Raw genomic sequence first — 21804 nt, forward strand, 5'->3', positions numbered from 1 at the left:
GATGTCGCGTCAGGAGGAATTCGTTCTCAGGACCGTCGAGGATCGTGAAGTGCGATTCATCCGACTCTGGTTCACTGATGTCCTGGGACAGCTGAAGTCCGTGGCCATCGTCCCCGCCGAACTCGAAGGCGCCTTCTCCGAAGGCATCGGATTCGACGGCTCGGCAGTCGAAGGGCTGTCCCGGGTGTTCGAGGCCGATATGGTGCTCAAACCCGACCCCTCGACGTTCTCTCTGCTGCCCTGGCGCGGAGAGATCGAACCGACTGGGAGGATGTTCTGCGATATCCATGTGCCCGGGGGAGACCCAGCGCCGGCCGATCCGCGCAACGTCCTCAAACGCACTCTGGCCAAAGCCGCCGAACGCGGCTTCACCTTCTATGTGCATCCTGAGATCGAGTTCTACCTCTTCAAGACCGACAATCTCGACCCTGTGACCGGGATCAGCGACGGCACAGCGCCGATGCCGGTCGACACAGCAGGCTACTTCGACCATGTCAACGGGGGAACGGCCAATGACTTCCGCCGCGAAGCAGTCACCATGCTCGAAGCCATGGGACTGTCGGTGGAATTCTCCCACCATGAGGCCGGACCTGGTCAGAACGAGATCGACCTGCGCTACGCCGACGCGCTGACAATGGCCGACAACGTCATGACGTTTCGGTCGGTCATCAAAGAGGTCGCGATCTCCCAAGGCGTCTACGCTTCGTTCATGCCCAAGCCGATGGCCGATCAGCCAGGCAACGGGATGCACACGCATGTCTCCCTGTTCGAGGGCGAGAACAATGCCTTCTTCGAACCGGGGGCCGAATATCAGCTGTCGAAGACCGGCCGACAGTTCATCGCCGGACTGCTCACCCACGCCGCCGAGATTTCGGCAGTGACCAACCAGCACGTGAACTCCTATAAACGTCTATGGACCGGCCATGAAGCTCCGTCGTACATCTCGTGGGGCCACCGCAACCGTTCTGCTCTCGTACGGGTCCCGCAGTACAACTCCGGAAAGTCCTCGTCCGCTCGTGTCGAGTACCGTGCGCTGGATTCCTCCGCCAACCCGTACCTGTCGTATGCGCTCATGCTCGCAGCGGGACTGAAAGGGATCGAAGAGGGCTACGAACTGCCCGAAGAGGCCGAGGACAACGTCTGGCTGCTCTCTTCCACCGAACGTCGGGCGATGGGGATCGAAGCGCTGCCGCGCAGTCTGTCTCATGCCCTGGAGCTGATGGAGGGATCGGATCTCGTCGCCGAGACCCTGGGCGAAGAGGTGTTCGACTTCTTTCTGCGCAACAAACGGCAGGAATGGGCCGATTACCGCGCGCAGGTGACTCCATATGAGCTCGCGAAGCACTTCACCTCGATGTGATGGCCGCTATCACCTCACGCACGACCAGCGTGCCGGAGGCCACCTCTCGGTTCCTCCATGAGCTCGATGAGCTCCTCGGCGTCCCTCTGGCCACTGATTCGCGGTTCGTTGATCTCCTCATGGCAACCCCGGATCCGCATGGAGCGGCGCTGGGTCTGCTGCGCGTGATCGAGGCCGCAGGGGAGGGTTCCGCGGCCCTGCTGGACGCAGTGCGGACCGGATCGAAGAGCGAGCTGGCCGAGGACGAACTCAACCGGCCCCTCCTGGCCCGGCTCCTCGCGGTCGTCGGCACCTCGGAGGCGATGGTCGACCATCTGGTCCGGCATCCCGACTCCCTGCCGCTGCTGCTCGTTCCCGACCCGTTCCTGCTGATCTCCACGCCTGCCGCCTCGGCGGTATCCCTGCGAGCAGAGATGCTCACGGTCCTCGGTGCGGACCCCGAGGACCCGGCTCCGCGCGCGACTGTGACCGGAGATGACGGGGTCAAGGCGCTGCGAAGGAACTACCGGGATGCGGTGCTTCGCCTCGTCGCCGATGATCTGGCGGCGGAGTCTCCTGACGAAATCGTCGACCATGTCATGGCAGTCCTCTCCGACCTGGCCGCCGCTGCCCTCGACGCGGCGCTGGCCATCGCACGAGCCGAACTCGACGAGGCGGCCGACGTCCGTCTGGCGGTCATCGCTTTGGGTAAGACCGGAGCACGAGAACTCAACTACGTCTCCGATGTCGATGTCGTCTTCGTTCTCGATTCCGCCGAGACCGAAGGGGCCAGGAGCCTGGCCACCGACCTCGCCCAACGCATGCGCGGCATCCTCTCCGATGCCGGTGGTGAGCCTGCACTGTGGGAAGTCGATACGGCGCTGCGCCCCGAAGGCAAAGCCGGTGCGCTCGTGCGTACGCTGTCGGAGTTCGAGCACTATTACGCCGATATCGCGGAGAACTGGGAATTCCAGGCCCTCCTCAAGGCCCGACCGGTTGCCGGCGATGTCGCAGTGGGGGAGGCGTTCTCCCAGTCGCTCCTGCCCTTGGTCTGGCAGGCGGCCAGCCGTCCCGGCTTCATCGACGGGATCCGTGCGATGCGTCGGCGCGTCGTCGACCTCATCCCGGCGGTCGAAGCCCCGCGTCAGATCAAACTGGGTCGCGGCGGTTTGCGTGATGTCGAATTCTCCGCACAGATGCTCCAGCTCGTCCATGGACGCAATGATGAGGACATCCGCACCCCGAATACGCTCGTCGCCCTCGGTGAACTCGGAGAACATGGCTATATCGGGCAGCAGGACGCCTCCGTTTTCTCCACTGCATACCGGTTCATGCGTGTCGTCGAACACCGAGTGCAGATCCCGAGGATGATGCGCAATGCGCTCATTCCCGATGATGAAGCCAAGCTGCGAACGTTGGCTCGTTCCGTCTTCCGGTCCGGATCTCGAACCGGGGATCGCCTCGAAGAGGCCCGCCGCGACTATGCCAAACAGGTCACCCGCCTCCACGAACAGATCTTCTATCGGCCCATCCTCGAGGCGGCTGTCGGCGTCCACGGCGCCGTCGTCGATGCACAGAAGCGGGGGTCGAGCCTGCAGGCTGCCGCCGATCGTCTCCAGGCGTTCGGGTACGTGGACCCACAAGGAGCTTTGGGTCATATCAAGGCGCTGACGACTGGGATGTCTCGCACTGCCATGGTCATCAAGCAGGTGCTTCCGGCCCTGCTCGATTGGTTCTCCGATGGAGTCGAGCCCGACCGAGCACTGCTGGCCTTCCGCCGGCTGAGCGAATCGCTGTCCTCCTCCGGCTGGTTCCTCAAGATGCTCCGCGACTCCGGTCTGGCGGCCAAATCTGTGGCCGAAGTGCTCTCCCTGTCCGGATATGCGACGGAACTTCTGCTGCGCCAGCCCGCCGCTGTCGCCTGGTTGGACCGCCACGAGAACCTCGAGGCCCGTGACCTGGCGATTCTCAATGCTGAGGTCGATGGACTGCTCAAGCGCCATGGCGCCGAGGCGGTGACTCCGATCCGTGAGACCTACAGCCGTGAACTTCTGCGGATCGCGTTGCGCGACGTCCTCGGGGTCGGGGACCGAGTCGCCATACCCGGTGATCTCTCCGATCTCATGGACCTGGCGATCAGAGGTGCCCTGCAGGCGGTCCGAGCAGACCTCGACGGGCCCGAGACCCCGGACTACGAATTCGCAATCATCGCCATGGGTCGGTGGGGCGGACGGGAGATCGGCTACTTCTCGGACGCCGATGCGATGTTCGTCTACCGTCCCGTGTCAGACGACCTCGACGCCGAGGCGCGCGGAAGGCTGGGCAAGCACGTGACGAAGGTGGCCCTCCAGCTGTCGACTCGTCTCAAGGCCAGCGAAGGCGCTCAAGGGGTCGATCTCGATGCTGATCTGCGTCCGGAGGGCAAGAACGGCCCCTTGGTGCGCAGCTTCTCGTCTTACCAGGCCTATTACGCAAAGTGGTCCCAACCGTGGGAGGCGCAGGCGTTGCTGCGGGCCAGGCCGGTGGCAGGCGATGACGGCCTCATCGCCGACTACCTGGCGCTCATCGATCCGCTGCGCTATCCGTCGGAGATGCCGCAGAAGGCACTGACGCAGGTGCGCACTCTCAAGGCGCGAATGGAAGACGAGCGACTGCCGCGCAATGCCGATAAGCGACGACATCTCAAGCTCGGCCGGGGAAGCCTCTCCGATGTCGAATGGACCGTTCAGCTTCTGCAGCTCCAGCACGGGCATCAGGTGGAAGGGCTGCGCACGACCTCGACGCTGACGGCCCTCGACGTGGCCGCTGACGGGGGTCTGCTGCCGACCGAGGACGCCGAGCAGCTGGCTGCTGCCTGGCAGCTGGCCACCGATGTGCGTTCGGCCGTGATGCTCTTCCGTGGGCGCACCGCCGAGTCGCTGCCGGCCGATCATACCGAGCTCGAGGCCACAGCCCGCCTGCTCGGTTATCCGGCTGGGGCGGGCCATGACCTCGAAGACGACTATCTGCGCACCACCAGGCACGCACGTTCAGTGATGGAATACCGCTTCTACGACTTCTGATTCTCCAGGTGCGGCAGTCCGCCTACGTGCGATCTGCCGCTCCCGGTCATCGGCCGAATCGGTAGTCGGTGGATGTGCTCACTCGTCGAATTCGAGTCCGAGCAGGGCGTTTTCGACCACCTCGGGCAGGGCGGGGTGGATCCAGTACTGGCCGGTTGCCACCTCGTCGGCTGTCTGGCTGAAGGCCATGGCCTGGATGAGTGGTTGAATGAGCATCGAGGCTTCGTGACCGACGATATGAGCGCCGAGGATGCGCCTGGTGCTGCGATCGGCGATGATCTTCACGACTCCCGGATCATCGGCCATCGCCCAACCATAGGCGACATCGGAGAACTTCTGCACCTTGATCGTGACGTCGTGTCCGGCATCAATGGCTTCTGCTTCGGTCATGCCCACATAGGCGACCTGTGGGGAGGAGAAGACGGCACCGGGAACGGCATGGTGATTGACTGCGGCGAGGTCGTTCGCCCGAGCACTGCCGGGCGACCCTGCGGCAACGTCTGCGGCCAGATTGCGGCCGACGATCTTCGCTTCGTGGTTGGCGACGTGTTTGAGCTGGTGGGGTGAGGAGATGTCTCCGAGAGCGAATACTCCGGGAACGGGCTGGCCGGCCGCGAGGACTCTTTGGTATTCGTCCACGGACAGGCGGTTTCCGTCGGTGATGTCGAAGCCGGCGGCCTCGACGTCGAGCTCGGCGGTGTTGGGAACCCTTCCCGTGGCCACGAGCACTCCGTCGGCGGTGATCGTGTCCGGCAGGTCCGCCTCGGCGAGGCGGCCGCTGGGTTCGAGGGTCAACGTGACTTCACCGGCGGCGATGTCGATCTGCTTGGACTGGGCACCGTGCAGGACGGCGTGGGAGGAGTCGAAGATGCGGGTGAACTCGTCGGCGGCCTCCGCGTCGATATTGCCCAGGAGGCGGGGGCCGCGAGCGAGCACGGTCACCTCGGTGCCGAGGGCGGCGAAGACGTGGGCGAATTCCATGGCGATGATCCCGGAGCCGATTATGACCAGTCGCTTCGGCTGTTCGGCACGGCGCATCACCGTGTTCGATGTGAACACCGGGTAGTCATCGGTGTCGATGCGGGCGGTGTCGAGCCCTGCGATGTCGGGGATGATCGGGTGGGCGCCGGCGGCGATGACGATGCGATCGGCGGTGATCTCCTCACCGGATGCGGTGCGCACGGCCTTCTCTCCAGTGAAGTGAACATGTTCGGGGATGACCGTGATATTGGGCTGACGGTCGCTGCTGCGGTACTCGCGTCCTCCGGACTCGATCGCGTCGATGCGGGAGAATATGCGGTCCTGGAGCCCGGCCCAATCGACTTTCGGGTGGGTCGGGGTGAGATTGTAGCGGTCGGCCTGGGTGGCCTGCTCGGCAAGGGTGGCGGGGTAGACGAACATCTTCGTCGGGATGCACCCGACATTGAGGCAGGTGCCGCCGAAGTGCCATTCCTCGGCGATGGCGGTCTTCAGTCCGGCGAACCGCTTGTCGAGGAACATGTTTCCCGAACCGGTGCCGATGAGCAGCAGGTCATAATGCGTCAAAGTCCATCCCTTCGATGGTGCGTGATCCGACCGGCCGCGTCGACGGCCGCAGAGCCGAAAGGGCGCCACGGGTGATAACCCGTGACGCCCTCACTCTATTCCACTTCGCTGCCCGATCTCGGTTCGACTGGGATCGGCCAACGGCCGAGATCAGAGTGCGTAGTAGAGCTCGAACTCCGTCGGTGTCGGACGCAGGCGAGCGACATCGAGTTCGTTCTCACGCTTGATGCGGATCCACGTCTCGATGAGGTCGGGAGTGAACACATCGCCGGCGGTGAGGAAGTCGTGATCCTTCTCCAGCTCGTTGAGCGCCTCGTCGAGGGTGCCGGGGACAAGCTTGATGTCCTTGGCCTCCTCAGGCGGAAGCTCGTAGAGGTCCTTGTCGATGGGCTCCGGCGGTTCGATGCGGTTGCGGATTCCGTCGAGTCCGGCCATGAGCTGGGCCGAGAAGGCGAGGTAGGGGTTCGACGAGGGGTCCGGAACGCGGAACTCGAGCCGCTTGGCCTTCGGTGAGGATCCGGTCACCGGAATGCGGATCGCGGCAGAACGGTTGCGCGCGGAGTAGACGAGGTTGACCGGAGCCTCATAGCCGGGCACGAGGCGGCGGTAGGAGTTGATAGTCGGGTTCGTGAACGCCAGCACCGCCCCGGCGTGCTCGATGAGTCCTCCGATGTACCAGCGAGCCAGGTCGGAGAGTCCGCCGTAGCCGTTCTCGTCGTAGAACAGCGGCTCGCCGTTCTTCCACAGCGACTGGTGGCAGTGCATGCCGGAGCCGTTGTCGTCGAAGAGCGGCTTGGGCATGAAGGTCGCGGACTTGCCGAGCTCGAAAGCGGTGTTCTTGATCACGTACTTGAAGTCGAGCAACTGATCGCCTGCGTGCTGGAGCGTCTTGAACTTGTAGTTGATCTCCTGCTGACCGGCGGTGCCGACCTCATGGTGCGCCCGCTCCATCTCGAAGCCGATCTCCTCGAGCGTCAGCGACATCTTGTCGCGGACATCTGCGTACTGATCCTGCGGCGAGACCGGGAAGTAGCCGCCCTTGAACGGGGTCTTGTAGCCCTGGTTTCCGCCGACCTCGTCAGAACCGGTGTTCCACGCAGCTTCCTGTGAGCCGATCTTGTAGAAGCTGCCGCCGGGAGTGTTCTCGTAGCGGATGGAGTCGAAGAGGTAGAACTCGGCCTCGGCGCCGAAGAAGACAGTGTCGGCGATCCCAGTGGATTCGAGGTAGGCCTCGGCCTTGGCCGCGACCTGCCGGGGATCGCGGGAGTAGGGCTCATCGGTGAACGGATCGACGATCGAGTGCGTGACGACCAGCGTCTTGGCCTCACGGAAGGGGTCGATGTACGCGGAGGTGACATCGGCCAGCAGTTTCATATCGGATTCGTGGATGCCCTGGAAGCCTGTGATGGAGGACCCGTCGAAGAGCAGACCTTCGGTGATCTCCTCGGTGCCGTATGAGGCGGCGGGGAGATTGAAGTGCTGGACCACACCGGGCAGGTCGCAGAACCGGACATCGACGAATTTGACGTCATTGTCCGATATGTAGTTGACGAGTTCTTCAGCAGACGAGAACACTTAGGTCTCCTAGTTCGTGTACGGTGGCCGTTTGTCCTGACCACGGTCAATCTTAGTCGCCGAAGAATGAAGTGGTGATGTCGACCATGTTTCGGGCATGTTTCCTGAGGATCCACTCAGGCCGGGTTTCGTAGGCTGGGGGAGTGATCAATCGTGACGACCTTGGTTCCTGGCTCGAAGGACCCCGGTTCGACAGGGAAGTAGACGACTGGCCCGGAAAGCGGCTGGGTCTGCCTGTCAACGGCTCGCATTCTCTGGCCCCGGCGTGGAAGCGAATCCTCGCCCTGCTCGTCGACTGGCTGATGTGTCTGGCGATCGCCAATCTCATCGATCCGGCGAATCCGATCCTCGCGCCCGCGTTCTTCGCCCTCGAGAATTTCGTGCTCGTGGGAACTCTCGGGTATTCGGTTGGCCATCGTCTCTTCGGCATCGAAGTCCGGCGCCTCGACGGCCACGTGCCGGGACTGATCAAGTCGCTCATCCGCGCCGTTCTCGTCGTGCTCGTCATTCCGGCGCTGATCTTCAACCGCGACAACCGCGGAGTCCACGACCTTGCGGCAGGAACCGTCATCCTCCGCCGCTGACCTCCCAATTGCTACCTGACGGCGGCCCAGCAACTCGCGCGAGGTTGCTGGGCCGCCGTCAGGTAGCAATTGGAGGGGAATACACGGGGAATGGGAAGCGGCGCCGACTCTCGTTGAGTCGGCGCCGCTTTCTTTCGCCTCGGCCGAGGGGTTTCGGCGCAGGGGACGCGGGTCAGCGTCCGCGCATCGCCTTGTGGTTCGGGCGGGCCTTGTTCGGGTCGATGCCCTTCGGGATCGGCGGGCGCGTGCCCTGCGTCCCGAGAGCAGCCAGACGATTGCGCACGGCCAGGACCTCGGCGCGGTTGAGCTTGCGCGGCAGCTTCTGCACGGCCGGGACGACCTGCTTCATCGCGAGCTGGCCCTCTTCCTTGCCGCCCTGGAAGGTGTGCACCGGAACATTGGGGAGGATGCGTTCGTGGCGCTTCTTCTCCTTGGCCAGCAGCTTCGCGCTGCGTCCCTTCGGACCTTCGCTCAGCAGCACGACGCCGGCACGACCGGTGGACCGGAACACGAGGTCGCGGCTCTTCGGATCGACGGCGATCGGCTTCTCATCCATCAGGTAGCCGCGGCGGGCCGTGTTGAGAACGGCGCCGAAGGCTCCCGGCTGCCCGTCCATCTGAGCGAAAGCGGCGGTCTCGGCGAAGCGGCCGAGCATGAACATCCCCAACAGCAGACCGACCATGAAGCCGAGGATCGTCGTGAAGATCGCGGTGGTGCCGCCGATGAGCAGACCGATCAGCAGACCGATGAGCGTGCATCCGAGGATCGCCGCGGCCAGCAGCCACGGGGTCGCTTTGTTGTGTTTGGCGGACAGCTCGTAGACCTGACGCATCTGCGCCAGTCGACCGGGCTTCTTGTTCGGATCCTTCGGCTTGCGCCGGAACAGTCCCTTACGCGGTTCTTCGCTCATTCTCTCACTTGCTCTTGAGGGGCGTTGCGGCGTCGCCTCCGGAAATCAGGGGGAGGCCGACGCTCATTGCTCAGCAGTCAAGTCTACCTCTTCGCCGGGGCCGAAGGTATCCACAACGGCCTGCGCCTCCTGCTTGGCGGGCGTGTGCTTGTCCAGGTGCGCCAGATGCGAGGGGATCTCCTCTCCACGACGGCGCATGGCGGTGGCCCACAGGCGACCGGCACGGTACGACGAACGCACGAGCGGACCCGACATGACACCGAGGAAGCCGATCTCCTCTGCGGCATCGCGCAGCATCACGAAATCGGCGGGCTTGACCCACCGGGTGACGGGATGGTGCCGGGGAGAGGGACGCAGGTACTGCGTGATGGTGATGAGGTCGCAGCCGGCATCGTGGAGGTCCTGGAGTGCGGAGATGATCTCGTCGTTCGTCTCACCCATCCCGAGGATGAGGTTCGATTTAGTGACCAGACCGGCCTCACGGGCCTGAGTGATCACCGACAGCGACCGTTCGTAGCGGAAAGCGGGACGGATGCGCTTGAAGATGCGCGGAACCGTTTCGACATTGTGCGCGAGCACCTCGGGGCGGGAGGAGAACACCTCGGCGAGCTGATCCGGCTTGGCATTGAAATCGGGGATGAGCAGCTCGACGCCGGTGCCGCGACCGTCGACATACGAAAGGTCGTGGATCTGACGCACGGTCTCGGCATAGAGCCAGGCGCCGCCGTCTTCGAGGTCGTCTCGTGCCACACCGGTGATCGTCGAGTAGCGCAGACCCATCTCAGCCACCGAGGCGGCCACGCGGCGAGGTTCGTCAGCGTCGAATTCGGCCGGTCGTCCGGTGTCGATCTGGCAGAAGTCACAGCGCCGGGTGCACTGTTCACCGCCGATGAGGAAGGTCGCTTCGCGATCTTCCCAGCATTCGAAGATGTTCGGGCAGCCTGCCTCTTCGCAGACCGTGTGCAGCTCCTGCTTGCGCACGAGCGACTTCAGCGCGGTGTACTCGGGGCCGATATGGGCCTTCGCCTTGATCCAGGCCGGCTTGTCCTCGATGGGAGTTTCGGAGTTGCGGGCTTCGACGCGGAGCATGCGGCGGCCCTCTGGTGCGATCGTCATCTGAGTTCTCCTAAGCGGTGATGGTCTCGTGCAGGGTTTCGTCGAGTCGCTGCGCCACATCTTCGGGAGTGACCGTGCGACCGAGCTCAGCACTGATGGACGTGGTGTCGGCGTCTGTGATCCCACACGGGATGATGGACTCATAGGCGCCGAGGTCGTTGCTGCAGTTCAGGGCCAGGCCGTGCATCGTCACGCCTTCGTGGATGCGGATGCCGATGGCGCCGATCTTGCGGTCACGACGGAGTTCGTCGCCGCGCAGCCAGACACCGGCACGGCCTTCGATCGTGGTCGCCTCGATCTCGTATTCGGAGAGCAGTCGGATCATCGCATCCTCGAGTTGGGACACGAAGAGTCGGACCTCTTTGGGGTCGTTGAGCTTGTAGATGCAGTAGGCGACCAGCTGTCCGGGACCGTGCCAGGTGATCTTCCCGCCGCGGTCGACGTCGATGACATCGGTGCCGTCGGTGGGCCGTTCGAAGTCCTCGGTGCGTTTGCCGGCCGTATAAACCGGGGAATGCTCGAGGAGCAGGATCGTCGACCGACGGTCGCCTGCGAGCACTTCGTCGTGGTATCTCTTCTGCAATTCCCAAGTCTGCCGATAGTCCGAGAGGACAGGGGCGAACCCGAGCGTTTCTGTGGCCAGGGGCATGGCTCCACACTATGACTCTTGATCCCAGTGTTCAATTTGTTTCCAATCACATCTGCCGACCTCCACCGAGGCTGTGGCCCTTGACACATAACGACATCGGCTAGCATCATTACACATCATTAAACATGATTAAACGCAACTGATCATCATCAACGGAGATGAGGAACCATGACATGGGTGTTCCAAGCAACGATTGCGGATGATATCCACCGCGTCGTCGATTCCGACGGTCGCAGTGCGTGGGGCGTCGTGCACAATGACTTCGATGCCGACGATCCCCGTGTACTCGCCCTCACCGAGGTGGCTCTGCCGAACGGCGCCCGTTCCCTTCTCATCGTCCCCGCTTCGCCCGGAGGGCTCGTCCTCGACGTGATCCGCGCCTATCAGGGACTGACCGAGGCCGAGCTGTGCACCCTGTTCCTGGGCATCATCGAGGAGCTCACGACGTGCACGCGGCCAGAGGATCGGCTCACTCTGACCGCGTTCTCCCTCGACGCACACGGTCGACCGGTCATCATTCCCGGAGTCTCGGCGCCCATGGCGACGACACCGCGCCGCGCCGTGGGAGAGATGATCTATCACGCCGTCCACGGGCGTCCGTGGGCCGAGGTGCTGCTTCCCGTCGAACTCGCACTGTCCGATTCATCGTCGGCGCTGCGGTCACTTGTCGCAGGTCTCCTGGACGATGCGGCGTCCGATATCGGGTTGGGCACCGCCCTCGCCGAGGCGGCCGATTCCCTGCGTGCACTCGACCGTCCCGCTGCGCTGCCAATGGTGCCGGCCGAGAGCGGGACGTCGCCGGAATCGGCCCTCACGGCTCGACTGCGCGTGGCAACTGGGCTCAGACCGAACCGGCGATCGGAGGAGGACAGCGGTTCGACGTGCAGCGCACCGGCTCCGCCTCTGCGCAGGGGCGGAGTGTCTCCGCTGCGCGCCGAGGCGAAGAGTTCGCGACGCTCGAGACGCAAACGCGGGCGCGCCGATGGCCGAAAGGGATGGATGACACCGCTGTTGGACTCCGTGGACTCCCTGTGGACACGCGTGCGGGCGGTGGACCTGCAGCGTTGGTTCGGACGCAGCACCCTGCTCATCGGCCTCACCGTGTGCCTGACGGTTCTCGGCGGAATCGTCGTCTGGTCCTCATGGTCGTCCACCGCGGCCGTGAGCGGAGAGGAGGCGTCGTCGGCCAAAGGGGCGGACAGGTCGCCCGAACCGCAGCCAACGATGAACGCAGACGACATGACCGCAGTCCTCGAGGAGCTGTGTGCGTCACGGGCAACAGCTCTCAGCAAGGGCGACGAGGCGGCGCTGAAGGCGCTGACGGTGCCCGAATCAGCCGCCGCAGCGGCCGATGAGCTCATCGATCTTTCGGCGTATGCCGACTCCGACTATTCGATTGATGTCGAGGACGTGGAGATCGTCGCCGCCGACGATGACCGGGTGGTAGCCTCGGCGCTCATGCGCTCGAGCGGAGGCACCGGGGCCGACCTGGTGGAGTTCGCCGAGCAGACAGTCGAGTTCGAACTGCGCAGAGTCGAGGGGGCATGGCTCGTGGCGGAGGTACGGGAGGCAACGTCGCGGTGAATGGCCCGAGGGGCCGACCACGAATGGTCGGCCCCTCGAAGAGGTGTGTCGGTCAGTCAGGCTCAGAGGTCGAGATCGGCCTCGAAGTTGCCTTCTTCCAGACGTGCCTTGATGGTCTGCAGGAATCGTCCTGCATCCGCACCGTCGACCAACTGGTGGTTGTAGGTCAACGGCAGGTACACCATGTCGCGGATGGCGATCGCCTCGTCACCGTCGGCCGTCTTCACGGCGATGGGACGGCGAACGATCGCGCCCGTGCCGATGATGCCCATCTGCGGCTGGTTGATGATCGGCGTGTCGAACAGCGCCCCGACGGAACCGATGTTGGTCACCGTGAAGGTTCCGCCCGAGAGCTCGTCCGGCATGATCTTGTTGCTGCGAGTCCGGTCAGCGACATCGTCGATGGCCTTTGACAGACCTGCGACGCTGAGATCACCGGCATCCTTGATCACGGGCACGAGCAGTCCGCGCGGGGTATCGACCGCGACGGCCAGGTGCTCGTGATCGAAGTAGGTGATCTGTTGCGACTCGAGATCGTACTGGGCGTTGACCTTCGGGTGCACCTGAAGCGCTTCGACGATGGCCTTGGCGAAGAACGGCAGGTAGGTCAGCTTCGAACCGTGCTTGGCCTGGAACGCTTCCTTGTTGGCCTTGCGCAGCTTGACGACGCGAGACATATCCACTTCGATGACCTGCGTGAGCTGAGCGGAGACATCGAGGGACTCGCTCATGCGCTTGGCGATGGTCTGGCGGATACGCGAGGCCTTCTCCGTGGTGCCGCGCAGCTTCGCAGCCTCCTCGGGGATCTCGACCTTGAACGGAGCCTTCGGTGCCCCGGCCGATGCGCCGGACTGTGCCGCGGGAGCGGCAGCAGGGCCGTTCTTCGCCGCCGACTCGACATCCTGCTTGCGGATGCGTCCGCCCACTCCGGTGCCGGTGACCTGCGAGAGATCGACACCCTTCTCGCGGGCCAGACGGCGCACGAGGGGAGTGACGTAGGCAGCGTTCTCGCCGACGGTGTCGGCGGCGGCAGGTGCCTGTGCAGCGGCCTCCACCGGCTCTTCGGCCTGAGCGGCAGAAGCCGACTGCGCCGACGCGTCTGCGGCCGGCTTGGGAGCCGATTCCTGCTTCGGCGCCTCCTCCTTGGGGGCTTCCTGTTTCGGAGCCTCTTCAGCGGGGGCTTCCTCCTTCGGAGCTTCCTCGGCGGGGGCTTCCTCCTTCGGAGCTTCCTCGGCGGGGGCTTCCTCCTTCGGAGCTTCCTCGGCCGGTGCGGATTCGGCCGGGGCACCGGAACCGATGCGGGCCAGAGGCGCGCCGACCTCGACGGTGTCGTCCTCGTCCGCCAGGTGAGCCTGAACGACTCCGGCAACGGGGGAGGGGACCTCGGTGTCGACCTTGTCGGTGGAGACCTCGAGAAGCGGTTCGTCGACCTCGACCTCTTCACCGACCTCCTTGAGCCAGCGGGTCACGGTGCCCTCGGTGACGGATTCGCCGAGCGCGGGCATCGTGATCTCGGTGCCTTCGGAGGATGCGGAATCCGAAGCGGCAGGGGCCGACTCCTCCGCCGGTGCCTCATCGGCTGCCGGTGCTTCGTCAGCGGGAGCCTCTTCAGCAGGGGCTTCCTCGGCCGAAGCCTCTTCAGCAGGGGCTTCTTCGGCCGAAGCCTCAGCAGGCTCCTCGGCGGGTTCCTCGTCGTCGGATGAAGCGCCGCTGCCGTCGCCGATGTAGGCGAGGTCGCCGCCGACCTCGACCACGTCATCTTCTTCGGCCAGGATCTTCTCGAGGGTGCCGGCGTACGGGCTCGGGATCTCAGTGTCGACCTTGTCGGTCGACACCTCGAGCAACGGTTCGTCTACCTCGACTTCTTCGCCCACTTCCTTGAGCCAGCGAGTGACAGTGCCCTCGGTGACCGACTCTCCGAGAGCCGGCATCTGAACGGAATTCGACATGAGTATTCGTCTCCTCGGATCTTATGAGTGGAAGTGCAGAGGTTTGCCGGCCAGGGCCAGGTGGGCCTCGCCGAGTGCTTCGTTCTGCGTGGGGTGCGCGTGGATGAGCTGCGCGACTTCCTCGGGGAATGCTTCCCAATTGACGATGAGCTGAGCTTCACCGGCCTGCTCGGACAGACGCGCGCCGATACCGTGCACGCCCACGACCGGACCGTCCTTTTCCCGGACGACCTTGATCAGACCTGTCGTGTTCAGGATCACGGACTTGCCGTTGCCGCCGAGGTTGTACTCGAGCGATTCGACCTGATCCTTGCCGTACTTCTCTTCCGCCTGTGCGGAGGAGAGTCCGACGGAGAAGATCTCCGGTTCGCAGTAGGTTACGCGGGGGATACCGGATTCGACGACCGGTGCCGGGTTGAGTCCGGCGATCTCCTCGGCGATGAAGATGCCCTGGCCGAAGGCGCGGTGGGCCAGTTGGAGTCCGGGGACGATATCGCCGCAGGCGTAGATGTTGCCGACGCCGGTGTGGAGACGTTCGTTGGCGAGGACGAATCCGCGATCCATCGGGATACCCTGCTCTTCGAAGCCGAAGCCCTCGGTGACCGGGCCGCGGCCGACCGCCACGAGGAGGTACTCCGCCTCGAGCGTCGAACCGTCTTCGAGAGTAACCTTGACCCCGTCGGCCGTCTCTTCGACGCCCTTGAACATGACGCCGAGCTTGAACTTGATCTTGCGCTTCTTGAAAGCGCGCTCGAGGTTCTTCGAGATGGTCTCGTCCTCGTTGGCAACGAGGTGCTTGAGGCCCTCGACGATCGTGACGTCAGCTCCGAAGGAGTTCCAGACGCTGGCGAACTCGACGCCGATGACGCCGCCGCCGAGCACGATGGCCGAGCTCGGGACCTTGTCGAGCTGGAGAGCTTCGGTGCTCGTGATCACGCGGTCGGTGACCTCGAGTCCGATGGTCTTCGATGTCGAACCGGTCGAGAGCAGAACGTTCGTGCCCTTGACGGTGTGGTTGCCGTCTTCGCCGGTGACCTCGACAGTGTCTTTGCCGACGAGCTTGCCGGTGCCGAAGTAGGTGTCGATTCCGCGAGCCTTGACCAGACCCTGCAGACCCTTGTAGTTGCGGGTGATGACCCCGTCCTTGTACTCGAGCACCTTGGCGATGTCGATCCCCTTGAACTCGGCTTCGATGCCGAAGGTCTCGGAGTTCTTGGCGGTGTCGGCGACTTCTGCGGCGTGCAGAAGAGCCTTCGTCGGAACGCAGCCACGGTGCAGGCAGGTGCCTCCCACCTTGTCGCGTTCGATCAAAGCGACCTTCATGTCGAGCTCTGCGGCTCGCAGAGCAGCGGCATAGCCACCGGTTCCGCCACCCAGAACGACAAGGTCGTAGGTCAATTCGTCACTCACGGATTTCTCCTCGTAGCTGTGAATAAGCCTGCAGTACGCAGCTTTCAGTCTTATCTTTCCACTTTTCTTGCGCGGGGCGAAGAAAAACGCTGTCTGATTGGACACAGGTGGGCATCATCACGTTCACCTCGACAGCGTGTAGAACCACCGGGCTCAGGCCTTCGCCTTCGCGATTTCGATGAGGGTGCGCACCGCGGCTCCGGTCGCGGCCTTCGGTGTGTAGCCGAAGGGTGCTGAACCGTTGAAGCTCGGTCCGGCGATGTCGATATGCGCCCAGTTCGCATCCTCTCCGACGAACTCACGCAGGAACGCCGCAGCGGCGAGCATGCCGCCGGGGCGCGGTCCTGAGTTCGTGAGATCGGCGGCGGTGGAGTCGAATCCGGAGAGCATCTCCTCGGGGATCGGCATCGCCCACATCTGCTCACCGGCCACGGTCGCCGAGGCGATGACCTCTGCCCGTGCGGCCTCGGAGCCCATGACACCGGAGGTGCGTTCGCCGAGTGCGACGATCTGAGCACCGGTGAGTGTGGCCACATCGATGAGCAGATCCGGATTCTCCGCACCGGCGTCGGTGAGCGCATCGGCGAGGACGAGTCGGCCCTCGGCATCGGTGTTCGTGACCTCGACGGTCTTGCCGCTGCGCATCTTCAGCACATCGCTAGGGCGCTGTGCCGAAGACCCGGGCATGTTCTCCGCCATCGGCAGCCACGCGGTGACCCGCACCGGGAGCTTGAGGTCGGCGATGCCGAAGAGCGCCTGCACAACGGCCGCGGAACCGGCCATATCGGACTTCATGTCCTCCATGCTCTTCGCCGGCTTGAGTGAGATGCCGCCGGAGTCGAAGGTGATTCCCTTGCCGACGAAGCTGAGATGGCGCTTGGCGCCGCGAGGGGCGTATTCGACCTTGACGAGGCGAGGTCCGCGGGTCGAACCCTGGCCGACGCCGATGATTCCGCCGTAGCCTCCGGCCTTGAGCTCCTTCTCACCGAGCACGGTGACCTTGAGCTTGCGGTCCTTGGCCTGGTCCTTGACGATCTCGGCGTAGGACTCGGGGTAGAGATCGAGCGGGGGAGTGTTGACGAGATCGCGAGCTCTGTTCGTCGCGGCCGCGATCACTTCGCCGGCGTCATGGGCCGCGGCGAAGGTCTTGCCCTTGGGTCCGATGACGGTGATCTCGCCCGGCGTCGTGCCCTCGCTGCGGTAGTCGAGGAAACGGTAGGTTCCGAGTCCCACACCCACCGTGACAGCTTCGACCTCGGTCGGAGTAGTGGCGGGCAGGGCCAGAGCGATCGACTCGACACCGTCGAGCACGCGCAGCGCCGCCCCAGCGCCGCGACGCAGCGATTCAGCGGTTGCCGCGACATCGGAGTCATCGGGATCGAAGTCGCCGAGTCCGACGAGCAGGACGGAGTCGGCGGCGACACCCTTCGGAGCGGGAACACGAGCGGTGGATCCGGCCTTTCCGCTGAACCCGATGGCGCGAGCGGCTTCGTCGATGGCGGTCTTCGCCGCTTTCGCCCCTTCGAGCCCGAGGACCGTCGAGTCCGCTGCCGCCAGCACCAGAACGGAGGCGGTGGCCTTCACCGGTGAGGTCGTGGAGTAGCTGCTGAGGGTGGTTGCACCAGCCATGAGTTCCCTTTCAGTCGTCTTTGAACGTTGATTCGATCCTAATGCCAAACACGTCGACTTGCTGAAGCAGTGAGTCGAGCGCCTGCTGAAGCGATGAGGGAGTCTGACATATTCTTAGGTGCGTGTACTCATTGATCTTCAGACTCCTCTTCGTTCCGATGGATGCCGAACGGGCCCATCACCTCTCGTTCTCCGCGCTGCGCCTTCTTGACTCCGTTCCTCTGCTCGGTCGCCTGCTCCGCTTGGTCTGTGCCCGCGGCTCCGTCCGGCCCGTTCAGGTGATGGGTCTGCCCTTCCCCAACCGAGTGGGCCTGGCCGCCGGGTTCGATAAGAACGGTGTGGGGGTCCGTGCTCTGTCGTCGCTGGGCTTCGGACATATCGAAGTCGGAACGATCACCGCCCATGCGCAGCCGGGCAATGACCGTCCGCGGCTGTTCCGTCTGCGGAAGAATCTCGCCCTGCTCAATCGGATGGGGTTCAACAACGACGGTGCCCGGCAGGCGTCGTTCAACATCGCCGCTGAACGGAAGAAGATCGAGTCCCTCCCGCAGCGCCTGCGTCCGATCGTGGGCATCAACATCGGCAAGACGAAGGTCGTCGAGGCAGCCGATGCGGTGGCCGACTACGCGGCATCGACCCGTGCGCTGGCTCCTTTGGCCGACTACCTCGTCATCAATGTCAGCTCACCGAACACACCCGGTCTGCGCGACCTGCAGTCCGTGGACAGCCTGGAGCCGATCATCACCGCCGTCCGCGACACCGCCGCCGAGGTGGTCGAGAGTCCGCGATCGACGCTGGGCCATGTGCCCCTGCTGGTCAAGATCGCCCCGGATCTCGCCGACGAGGATGTCGTCGAGATCTGCGACCTCGCTCTGCGCACCGGCGTCGACGGACTCATCACGACGAACACGACGATCGATCGTGGTGTGCTGTCCGGCGCCGAGGCGGAATTCGCCGAAGGTCAGGCCGGCGGCATCTCCGGACGCCCGGTGGCCGAACGCTCACTCGAGGTGCTGCGTCTGGTTAAGAAGCATGTGGGAGACGAGCTCACCGTCATCTCCGTCGGCGGTGTCGCGGATGCGAAAGACGCCCGGGCTCGAGTAGCCGCGGGCGCCGATCTTGTCCAGGCCTATTCGGAGATGATCTACTCCGGTCCGTTCTTTCCCGGCCGCATCGCGCGCGGCCTCGAGTCGAGTCGACTGCTCATTCGGGGTACTGGCGGCGCTTGACCTGGGGCTTGGGCATGCGCAGCGGACGCAGCTGGATGCTGCGCATGACCGCGTAGAAGGTGATGCCCCGTTCGACTTCGCCGAACTTGTTGCGCAGCCGGTTCTTGAGGATGTAGTTGAGCACGAACCCGTCGAGGACGATCAGTGCGATGAGACCCCAGACGGCGTAGGTGAAGTACTGCTGGATCTGCACCGGCTGCGTGAACGCGATGACGAGGATCAGGATCGCGGCAGGAATGAAGATCTCGCCGATCGAGAAGCGGGCATCGATGTAGTCGCGGATGTACCGGCGCTGCGGGCCCTTGTCACGGCGGGTGAGGTATTTCTCCTCGCCGTTCATCATGCCGATGCGTGCGCGGTCGCGCTCCTGCCGCTGGTGCTCCTTGGCTTGTCTGTTCGCGACTTTGCGATCCTTGTTCACCAAGGGCTGACGGCGCGCTGACTCCTGTTGGCTGCGCTTGGGCGTGGGCCGTCCCTTCTTCGCCTCCGCTTCGCGACGGGCGTCGGCTTCTGCGGAGAGGTCGTCATGGACTGGCTGAGAGGCGGAGGTTTCTTCGACCGCGCGAGATTTTTTGCTTCCGAACACGAGATGAATACTACCTTTGGAGAATGAGCGAATCGACTTCAGCACTTGACAGTGCACAATTGCATGCCGAACTGGACACTATCTTCGACGAGGTTCTCGGCAATCTCACGGATCTCGTCGCCATCCCCTCCGTCGCGTGGCCGAGCTTCGACGCCGCGAATGTCACGGCCAGCGCCGAGGCTGTCGCGGGCTTGGCGCGTCAGCTCGGCCTCGAGACGGAGATTCTCACCGCGAAGCAGTCGGACGGCGCCGACGGATACCCGGCCGTCGTCGCCTCCGTGCCGGCGCCGGAGGGCGCCCCGACCGTCCTCCTCTACGCCCATCACGATGTGCAGCCGCCCGGCCGCGCCGAGGATTGGGCCACCGAACCCTTCGTCGCCACCCGGAAGGGCGACCGCCTCTTCGGCCGTGGAGCCGCCGACGACAAGGCCGGGATCATGGTCCACCTCACGGCTCTGCGGCTGCTGGCCGACCGCCTCGGTGTCGGTGTGACGCTCTTCTTCGAAGGTGAGGAAGAAGCCGGCAGCCCGAGCTTCCGCAATTTCCTCGAGACCTACCGGGACCGCCTGCGCGCCGATGTCATCGTCGTCGCCGATTCGGGCAACTGGGCCGCGGGCACTCCGGCCCTGACGACGAGCCTGCGCGGAATGTGCGCCGTCGAATTCGAGGTCTCCACCCTCGACCACGCCGTGCATTCGGGAATGTACGGGGGAGTGGCACCGGATGCGATGCTCGCGATGACGAAGCTGCTGGCCACCCTCCATGACGACAACGGCTCCGTCGCTGTCGCCGGCCTGCACTCGAGCACAGAGACGTCCATCGACTTCGACGAGGCGACGCTGCGAACAGACTCCGGGGTGCTCGCGGAAACCGAGCTCATCGGCGCAGGCACCTTGGCCTCCCGTCTGTGGACACAGCCGTCGATCACCGTCATCGGTCTCGACATTCCCGATGTGGCGGTCTCCTCGAATACCCTGCAGTCCTCACTGAAGGCCAAGCTCTCGATCCGACTCGCGCCCGGGGACACCCCCGCCTCGGCGGTCCGGGCCGTCGAGGAGCATCTGCGCGCGCATCTGCCCTTCGGTGCGCAGCTGAGCATCGGAGAGACCGAGGGCGGAAGCCCCTGGCAGGCCGATGAGAACGACACTGTGGTCCGGACCGCCCGCCAGGCGCTCACCGACGCTTGGGGCACCGAATCGGTGACGATGGGCATCGGCGGATCGATCCCCTTCATCGCCGATCTGCTCGATGTGTTCCCCCGCGCATCGATCCTCGTGACGGGCGTCGAAGATCCCGACGCGAGGGCCCACAGCGCCAACGAATCGCTCTACCTGCCCGATTTCAAAGCCGCGATCGTCGCCGAAGCCCTGCTGCTGCAGCGCCTCGGCGACCAAGGATGACACGAACGGGGAATAGCTTGCAGGGCACCGACGTTGTCACCGGTGTAGCCTGGGGACAGGAACGCGAAAAGGAGTAACCATGACTGTGACCGAAAAAGCAGAAGCCACCCACGAGGTGGAGCTGTCGTCGACCGCTGCCGACAAGGTCCGCAGCCTGCTGGAACAGGAAGGTCGTGACGACCTGCGCCTGCGCGTGGCTGTCCAGCCCGGCGGATGTTCCGGACTGATCTATCAGCTCTATTTCGATGAGCGTTTCCTCGACGGAGACGCAGTCCGCGACTTCGACGGCGTCGAGGTCATCGTCGACCGGATGAGCGTTCCCTACCTCAGCGGTTCGACCATCGACTTCTCCGACACCATCGAGAAGCAGGGCTTCACCATCGACAACCCCAACGCTGGCGGATCCTGCGCCTGCGGAGACTCGTTCCACTGATCAGCCTCGGCTGAGGAGGAGCGCTTCTCATGGACCTGGAGGATCTGCGTGCCGTGTCGTACACGGCAACGCAGCCCCAGGTCCTTTTGTCGTATCGGGCCGGACTCTTCCCGATGGGAGTCGGCCACGGGGGCACCGGTCGGATGGGATGGTGGGCTCCACGACGACGTGGAGTTCTGTTTCCCGGTGACCTGCGCGTGACGAAGAGCCTGCGCAAATCGATGAAGCACTTCACCTTCACCACCAACCGAGCCTTCATGCACGTCATCCGGGCGTGTGCCGACCCGCGGCGGACGGGCAGCTGGATCACCGAGGAGATGATCGAGCTCTATCAGGGCCTCCACGACGACGGGTGGGCGCATTCGGTCGAGGTCTGGAACGACGATGAGCTCGTCGGCGGACTCTACGGAGTCGCCATCGGTTCGTTCTTCGCCGGCGAATCGATGTTCCACACTCAACGGGACGCCTCCAAGGCCGCGCTGGCCCACCTCGTCGGACTCTTCGACGGAACCGACGTCGTCAGCGGAGAAAGCCGGTCCACCTCGGCGGATGCGGATACGGGACCGGGGGAGTGGCTCATCGACACCCAGTGGCAGACATCACACCTTGCCACCCTCGGCGTGTCGGAGATCAGCGGCCTGGAGTACTCCGCGCACCTAGATTCCGCGCTCAGGGGCAGTGTCTGTCAGCATATTCTCAACAAATGAACATCTGCAGGTGAATTTCTACCGCGTGTAGCGGTAGTCTTATGAGTGACAGAGTAAGTACACGTCTCTCGGCCTGACCTGGAGACGCAGAACGTTG

17 protein-coding genes are annotated in these 21804 nt (G+C 64.2%); 8 read left to right on the plus strand and 9 right to left on the minus strand.

Going from position 1 to position 21804, the window contains the following annotated elements; genetic code table 11:
* The first annotated feature begins 1 nt into the window (after position 1).
* Positions 2-1360, plus strand: a complete 1359-nt coding sequence (gene glnA / locus LJ362_RS08150; protein WP_264801672.1) for a type I glutamate--ammonia ligase — start codon at positions 2-4, stop codon at positions 1358-1360.
* Positions 1360-4401: a bifunctional [glutamine synthetase] adenylyltransferase/[glutamine synthetase]-adenylyl-L-tyrosine phosphorylase gene (locus LJ362_RS08155; protein WP_264801673.1), complete on the plus strand. Its 3042-nt coding sequence runs from the start codon at positions 1360-1362 to the stop codon at positions 4399-4401. Before glnA (LJ362_RS08150) ends, LJ362_RS08155 begins: the two co-directional genes overlap by 1 nt.
* Before the next feature lie 78 nt (positions 4402-4479).
* Here LJ362_RS08155 and LJ362_RS08160 read toward each other — a convergent pair whose 3' ends face one another.
* Positions 4480-5946, minus strand: a complete 1467-nt coding sequence (locus LJ362_RS08160) for a mycothione reductase (RefSeq protein WP_264801674.1) — start codon at positions 5944-5946, stop codon at positions 4480-4482.
* Positions 5947-6096: 150 nt separating this feature from the next.
* Positions 6097-7521, minus strand: a complete 1425-nt coding sequence (gene glnA, locus LJ362_RS08165; RefSeq protein ID WP_101547431.1) for a type I glutamate--ammonia ligase — start codon at positions 7519-7521, stop codon at positions 6097-6099.
* 143 nt (positions 7522-7664) lie between these two features.
* Between glnA (LJ362_RS08165) and LJ362_RS08170 the strand changes: the two genes are divergently transcribed.
* Entirely contained in the window at positions 7665-8105 is a 441-nt protein-coding gene (locus tag LJ362_RS08170) for an RDD family protein (protein WP_264801675.1), read from the plus strand.
* Between the two features lie 172 nt (positions 8106-8277).
* On the opposite strand, the gene LJ362_RS08175 is transcribed toward LJ362_RS08170, so the two are convergent.
* From LJ362_RS08175 to lipB, 3 genes are all read right to left on the minus strand, one after another.
* Positions 8278-9015: a DUF4191 domain-containing protein gene (locus LJ362_RS08175; protein WP_139467176.1), complete on the minus strand. Its 738-nt coding sequence runs from the start codon at positions 9013-9015 to the stop codon at positions 8278-8280.
* A 63-nt stretch (positions 9016-9078) separates the two neighbouring features.
* Positions 9079-10131: a lipoyl synthase gene (lipA, locus tag LJ362_RS08180; protein WP_092013963.1), complete on the minus strand. Its 1053-nt coding sequence runs from the start codon at positions 10129-10131 to the stop codon at positions 9079-9081.
* Positions 10132-10141: 10 nt separating this feature from the next.
* Positions 10142-10780: a lipoyl(octanoyl) transferase LipB gene (lipB, locus tag LJ362_RS08185; RefSeq protein ID WP_264801676.1), complete on the minus strand. Its 639-nt coding sequence runs from the start codon at positions 10778-10780 to the stop codon at positions 10142-10144.
* Between the two features lie 168 nt (positions 10781-10948).
* Between lipB and LJ362_RS08190 the strand changes: the two genes are divergently transcribed.
* Complete coding sequence (locus LJ362_RS08190; RefSeq protein ID WP_264801677.1) at positions 10949-12364, plus strand: hypothetical protein; 1416 nt, start codon at positions 10949-10951, stop codon at positions 12362-12364.
* A gap of 62 nt (positions 12365-12426) precedes the next feature.
* On the opposite strand, the gene sucB is transcribed toward LJ362_RS08190, so the two are convergent.
* From sucB to LJ362_RS08205, 3 genes are all read right to left on the minus strand, one after another.
* Entirely contained in the window at positions 12427-14313 is a 1887-nt protein-coding gene (sucB, locus tag LJ362_RS08195) for a 2-oxoglutarate dehydrogenase, E2 component, dihydrolipoamide succinyltransferase (RefSeq protein WP_264801678.1), read from the minus strand.
* Positions 14314-14334: 21 nt separating this feature from the next.
* Positions 14335-15723, minus strand: coding sequence for a dihydrolipoyl dehydrogenase (gene lpdA / locus LJ362_RS08200; protein WP_264801679.1), 1389 nt, complete (start codon positions 15721-15723; stop codon positions 14335-14337).
* 153 nt (positions 15724-15876) lie between these two features.
* A complete protein-coding gene (locus tag LJ362_RS08205) occupies positions 15877-17352 on the minus strand; it encodes a leucyl aminopeptidase (protein ID WP_264801680.1) in 1476 nt (491 codons plus the stop codon).
* Positions 17353-17474: 122 nt separating this feature from the next.
* Between LJ362_RS08205 and LJ362_RS08210 the strand changes: the two genes are divergently transcribed.
* A complete protein-coding gene (locus LJ362_RS08210; RefSeq protein ID WP_264801681.1) occupies positions 17475-18581 on the plus strand; it encodes a quinone-dependent dihydroorotate dehydrogenase in 1107 nt (368 codons plus the stop codon).
* Here the strand turns inward: LJ362_RS08210 and LJ362_RS08215 are convergent.
* Positions 18556-19167, minus strand: coding sequence for a DUF3043 domain-containing protein (locus LJ362_RS08215; RefSeq protein WP_264801682.1), 612 nt, complete (start codon positions 19165-19167; stop codon positions 18556-18558). The two genes, LJ362_RS08210 and LJ362_RS08215, sit on opposite strands and share 26 nt — an antisense overlap.
* A 23-nt stretch (positions 19168-19190) precedes the next feature.
* On the opposite strand from LJ362_RS08215, the gene LJ362_RS08220 reads away from it, so the two are divergent.
* From LJ362_RS08220 to aat, 3 genes are all read left to right on the plus strand, one after another.
* Positions 19191-20567 carry a dipeptidase gene (locus LJ362_RS08220; protein WP_264801684.1) on the plus strand — a complete coding sequence of 459 codons (1377 nt, stop codon included), beginning with the start codon at positions 19191-19193 and terminating at the stop codon, positions 20565-20567.
* A 79-nt stretch (positions 20568-20646) separates the two neighbouring features.
* Positions 20647-21000: a HesB/IscA family protein gene (locus LJ362_RS08225; RefSeq protein WP_025778316.1), complete on the plus strand. Its 354-nt coding sequence runs from the start codon at positions 20647-20649 to the stop codon at positions 20998-21000.
* Positions 21001-21029: 29 nt separating this feature from the next.
* Positions 21030-21707, plus strand: a complete 678-nt coding sequence (gene aat, locus LJ362_RS08230) for a leucyl/phenylalanyl-tRNA--protein transferase (protein ID WP_264801686.1) — start codon at positions 21030-21032, stop codon at positions 21705-21707.
* Positions 21708-21804: the final 97 nt, after the last annotated feature.

It is taken from the genome of Brevibacterium sp. JSBI002 (genome assembly GCF_026013965.1).
In the GTDB taxonomy this organism is placed as follows: Bacteria; Actinomycetota; Actinomycetes; order Actinomycetales; family Brevibacteriaceae; genus Brevibacterium.

Coding starts and splice junctions, on each gene's coding strand:
- glnA (WP_264801672.1), top strand. CDS start 2: ATGTCGCGTCAGGAGGAATTCGTTCTCAGGACCGTCGAGGATCGTGAA.
- LJ362_RS08155 (WP_264801673.1), top strand. CDS start 1,360: ATGGCCGCTATCACCTCACGCACGACCAGCGTGCCGGAGGCCACCTCT.
- LJ362_RS08175 (WP_139467176.1), bottom strand. CDS start 9,015: ATGAGCGAAGAACCGCGTAAGGGACTGTTCCGGCGCAAGCCGAAGGAT.
- lipA (WP_092013963.1), bottom strand. CDS start 10,131: ATGACGATCGCACCAGAGGGCCGCCGCATGCTCCGCGTCGAAGCCCGC.
- lipB (WP_264801676.1), bottom strand. CDS start 10,780: ATGCCCCTGGCCACAGAAACGCTCGGGTTCGCCCCTGTCCTCTCGGAC.
- LJ362_RS08190 (WP_264801677.1), top strand. CDS start 10,949: ATGACATGGGTGTTCCAAGCAACGATTGCGGATGATATCCACCGCGTC.
- sucB (WP_264801678.1), bottom strand. CDS start 14,313: ATGTCGAATTCCGTTCAGATGCCGGCTCTCGGAGAGTCGGTCACCGAG.
- LJ362_RS08205 (WP_264801680.1), bottom strand. CDS start 17,352: ATGGCTGGTGCAACCACCCTCAGCAGCTACTCCACGACCTCACCGGTG.
- LJ362_RS08220 (WP_264801684.1), top strand. CDS start 19,191: ATGAGCGAATCGACTTCAGCACTTGACAGTGCACAATTGCATGCCGAA.
- LJ362_RS08225 (WP_025778316.1), top strand. CDS start 20,647: ATGACTGTGACCGAAAAAGCAGAAGCCACCCACGAGGTGGAGCTGTCG.
- aat (WP_264801686.1), top strand. CDS start 21,030: ATGGACCTGGAGGATCTGCGTGCCGTGTCGTACACGGCAACGCAGCCC.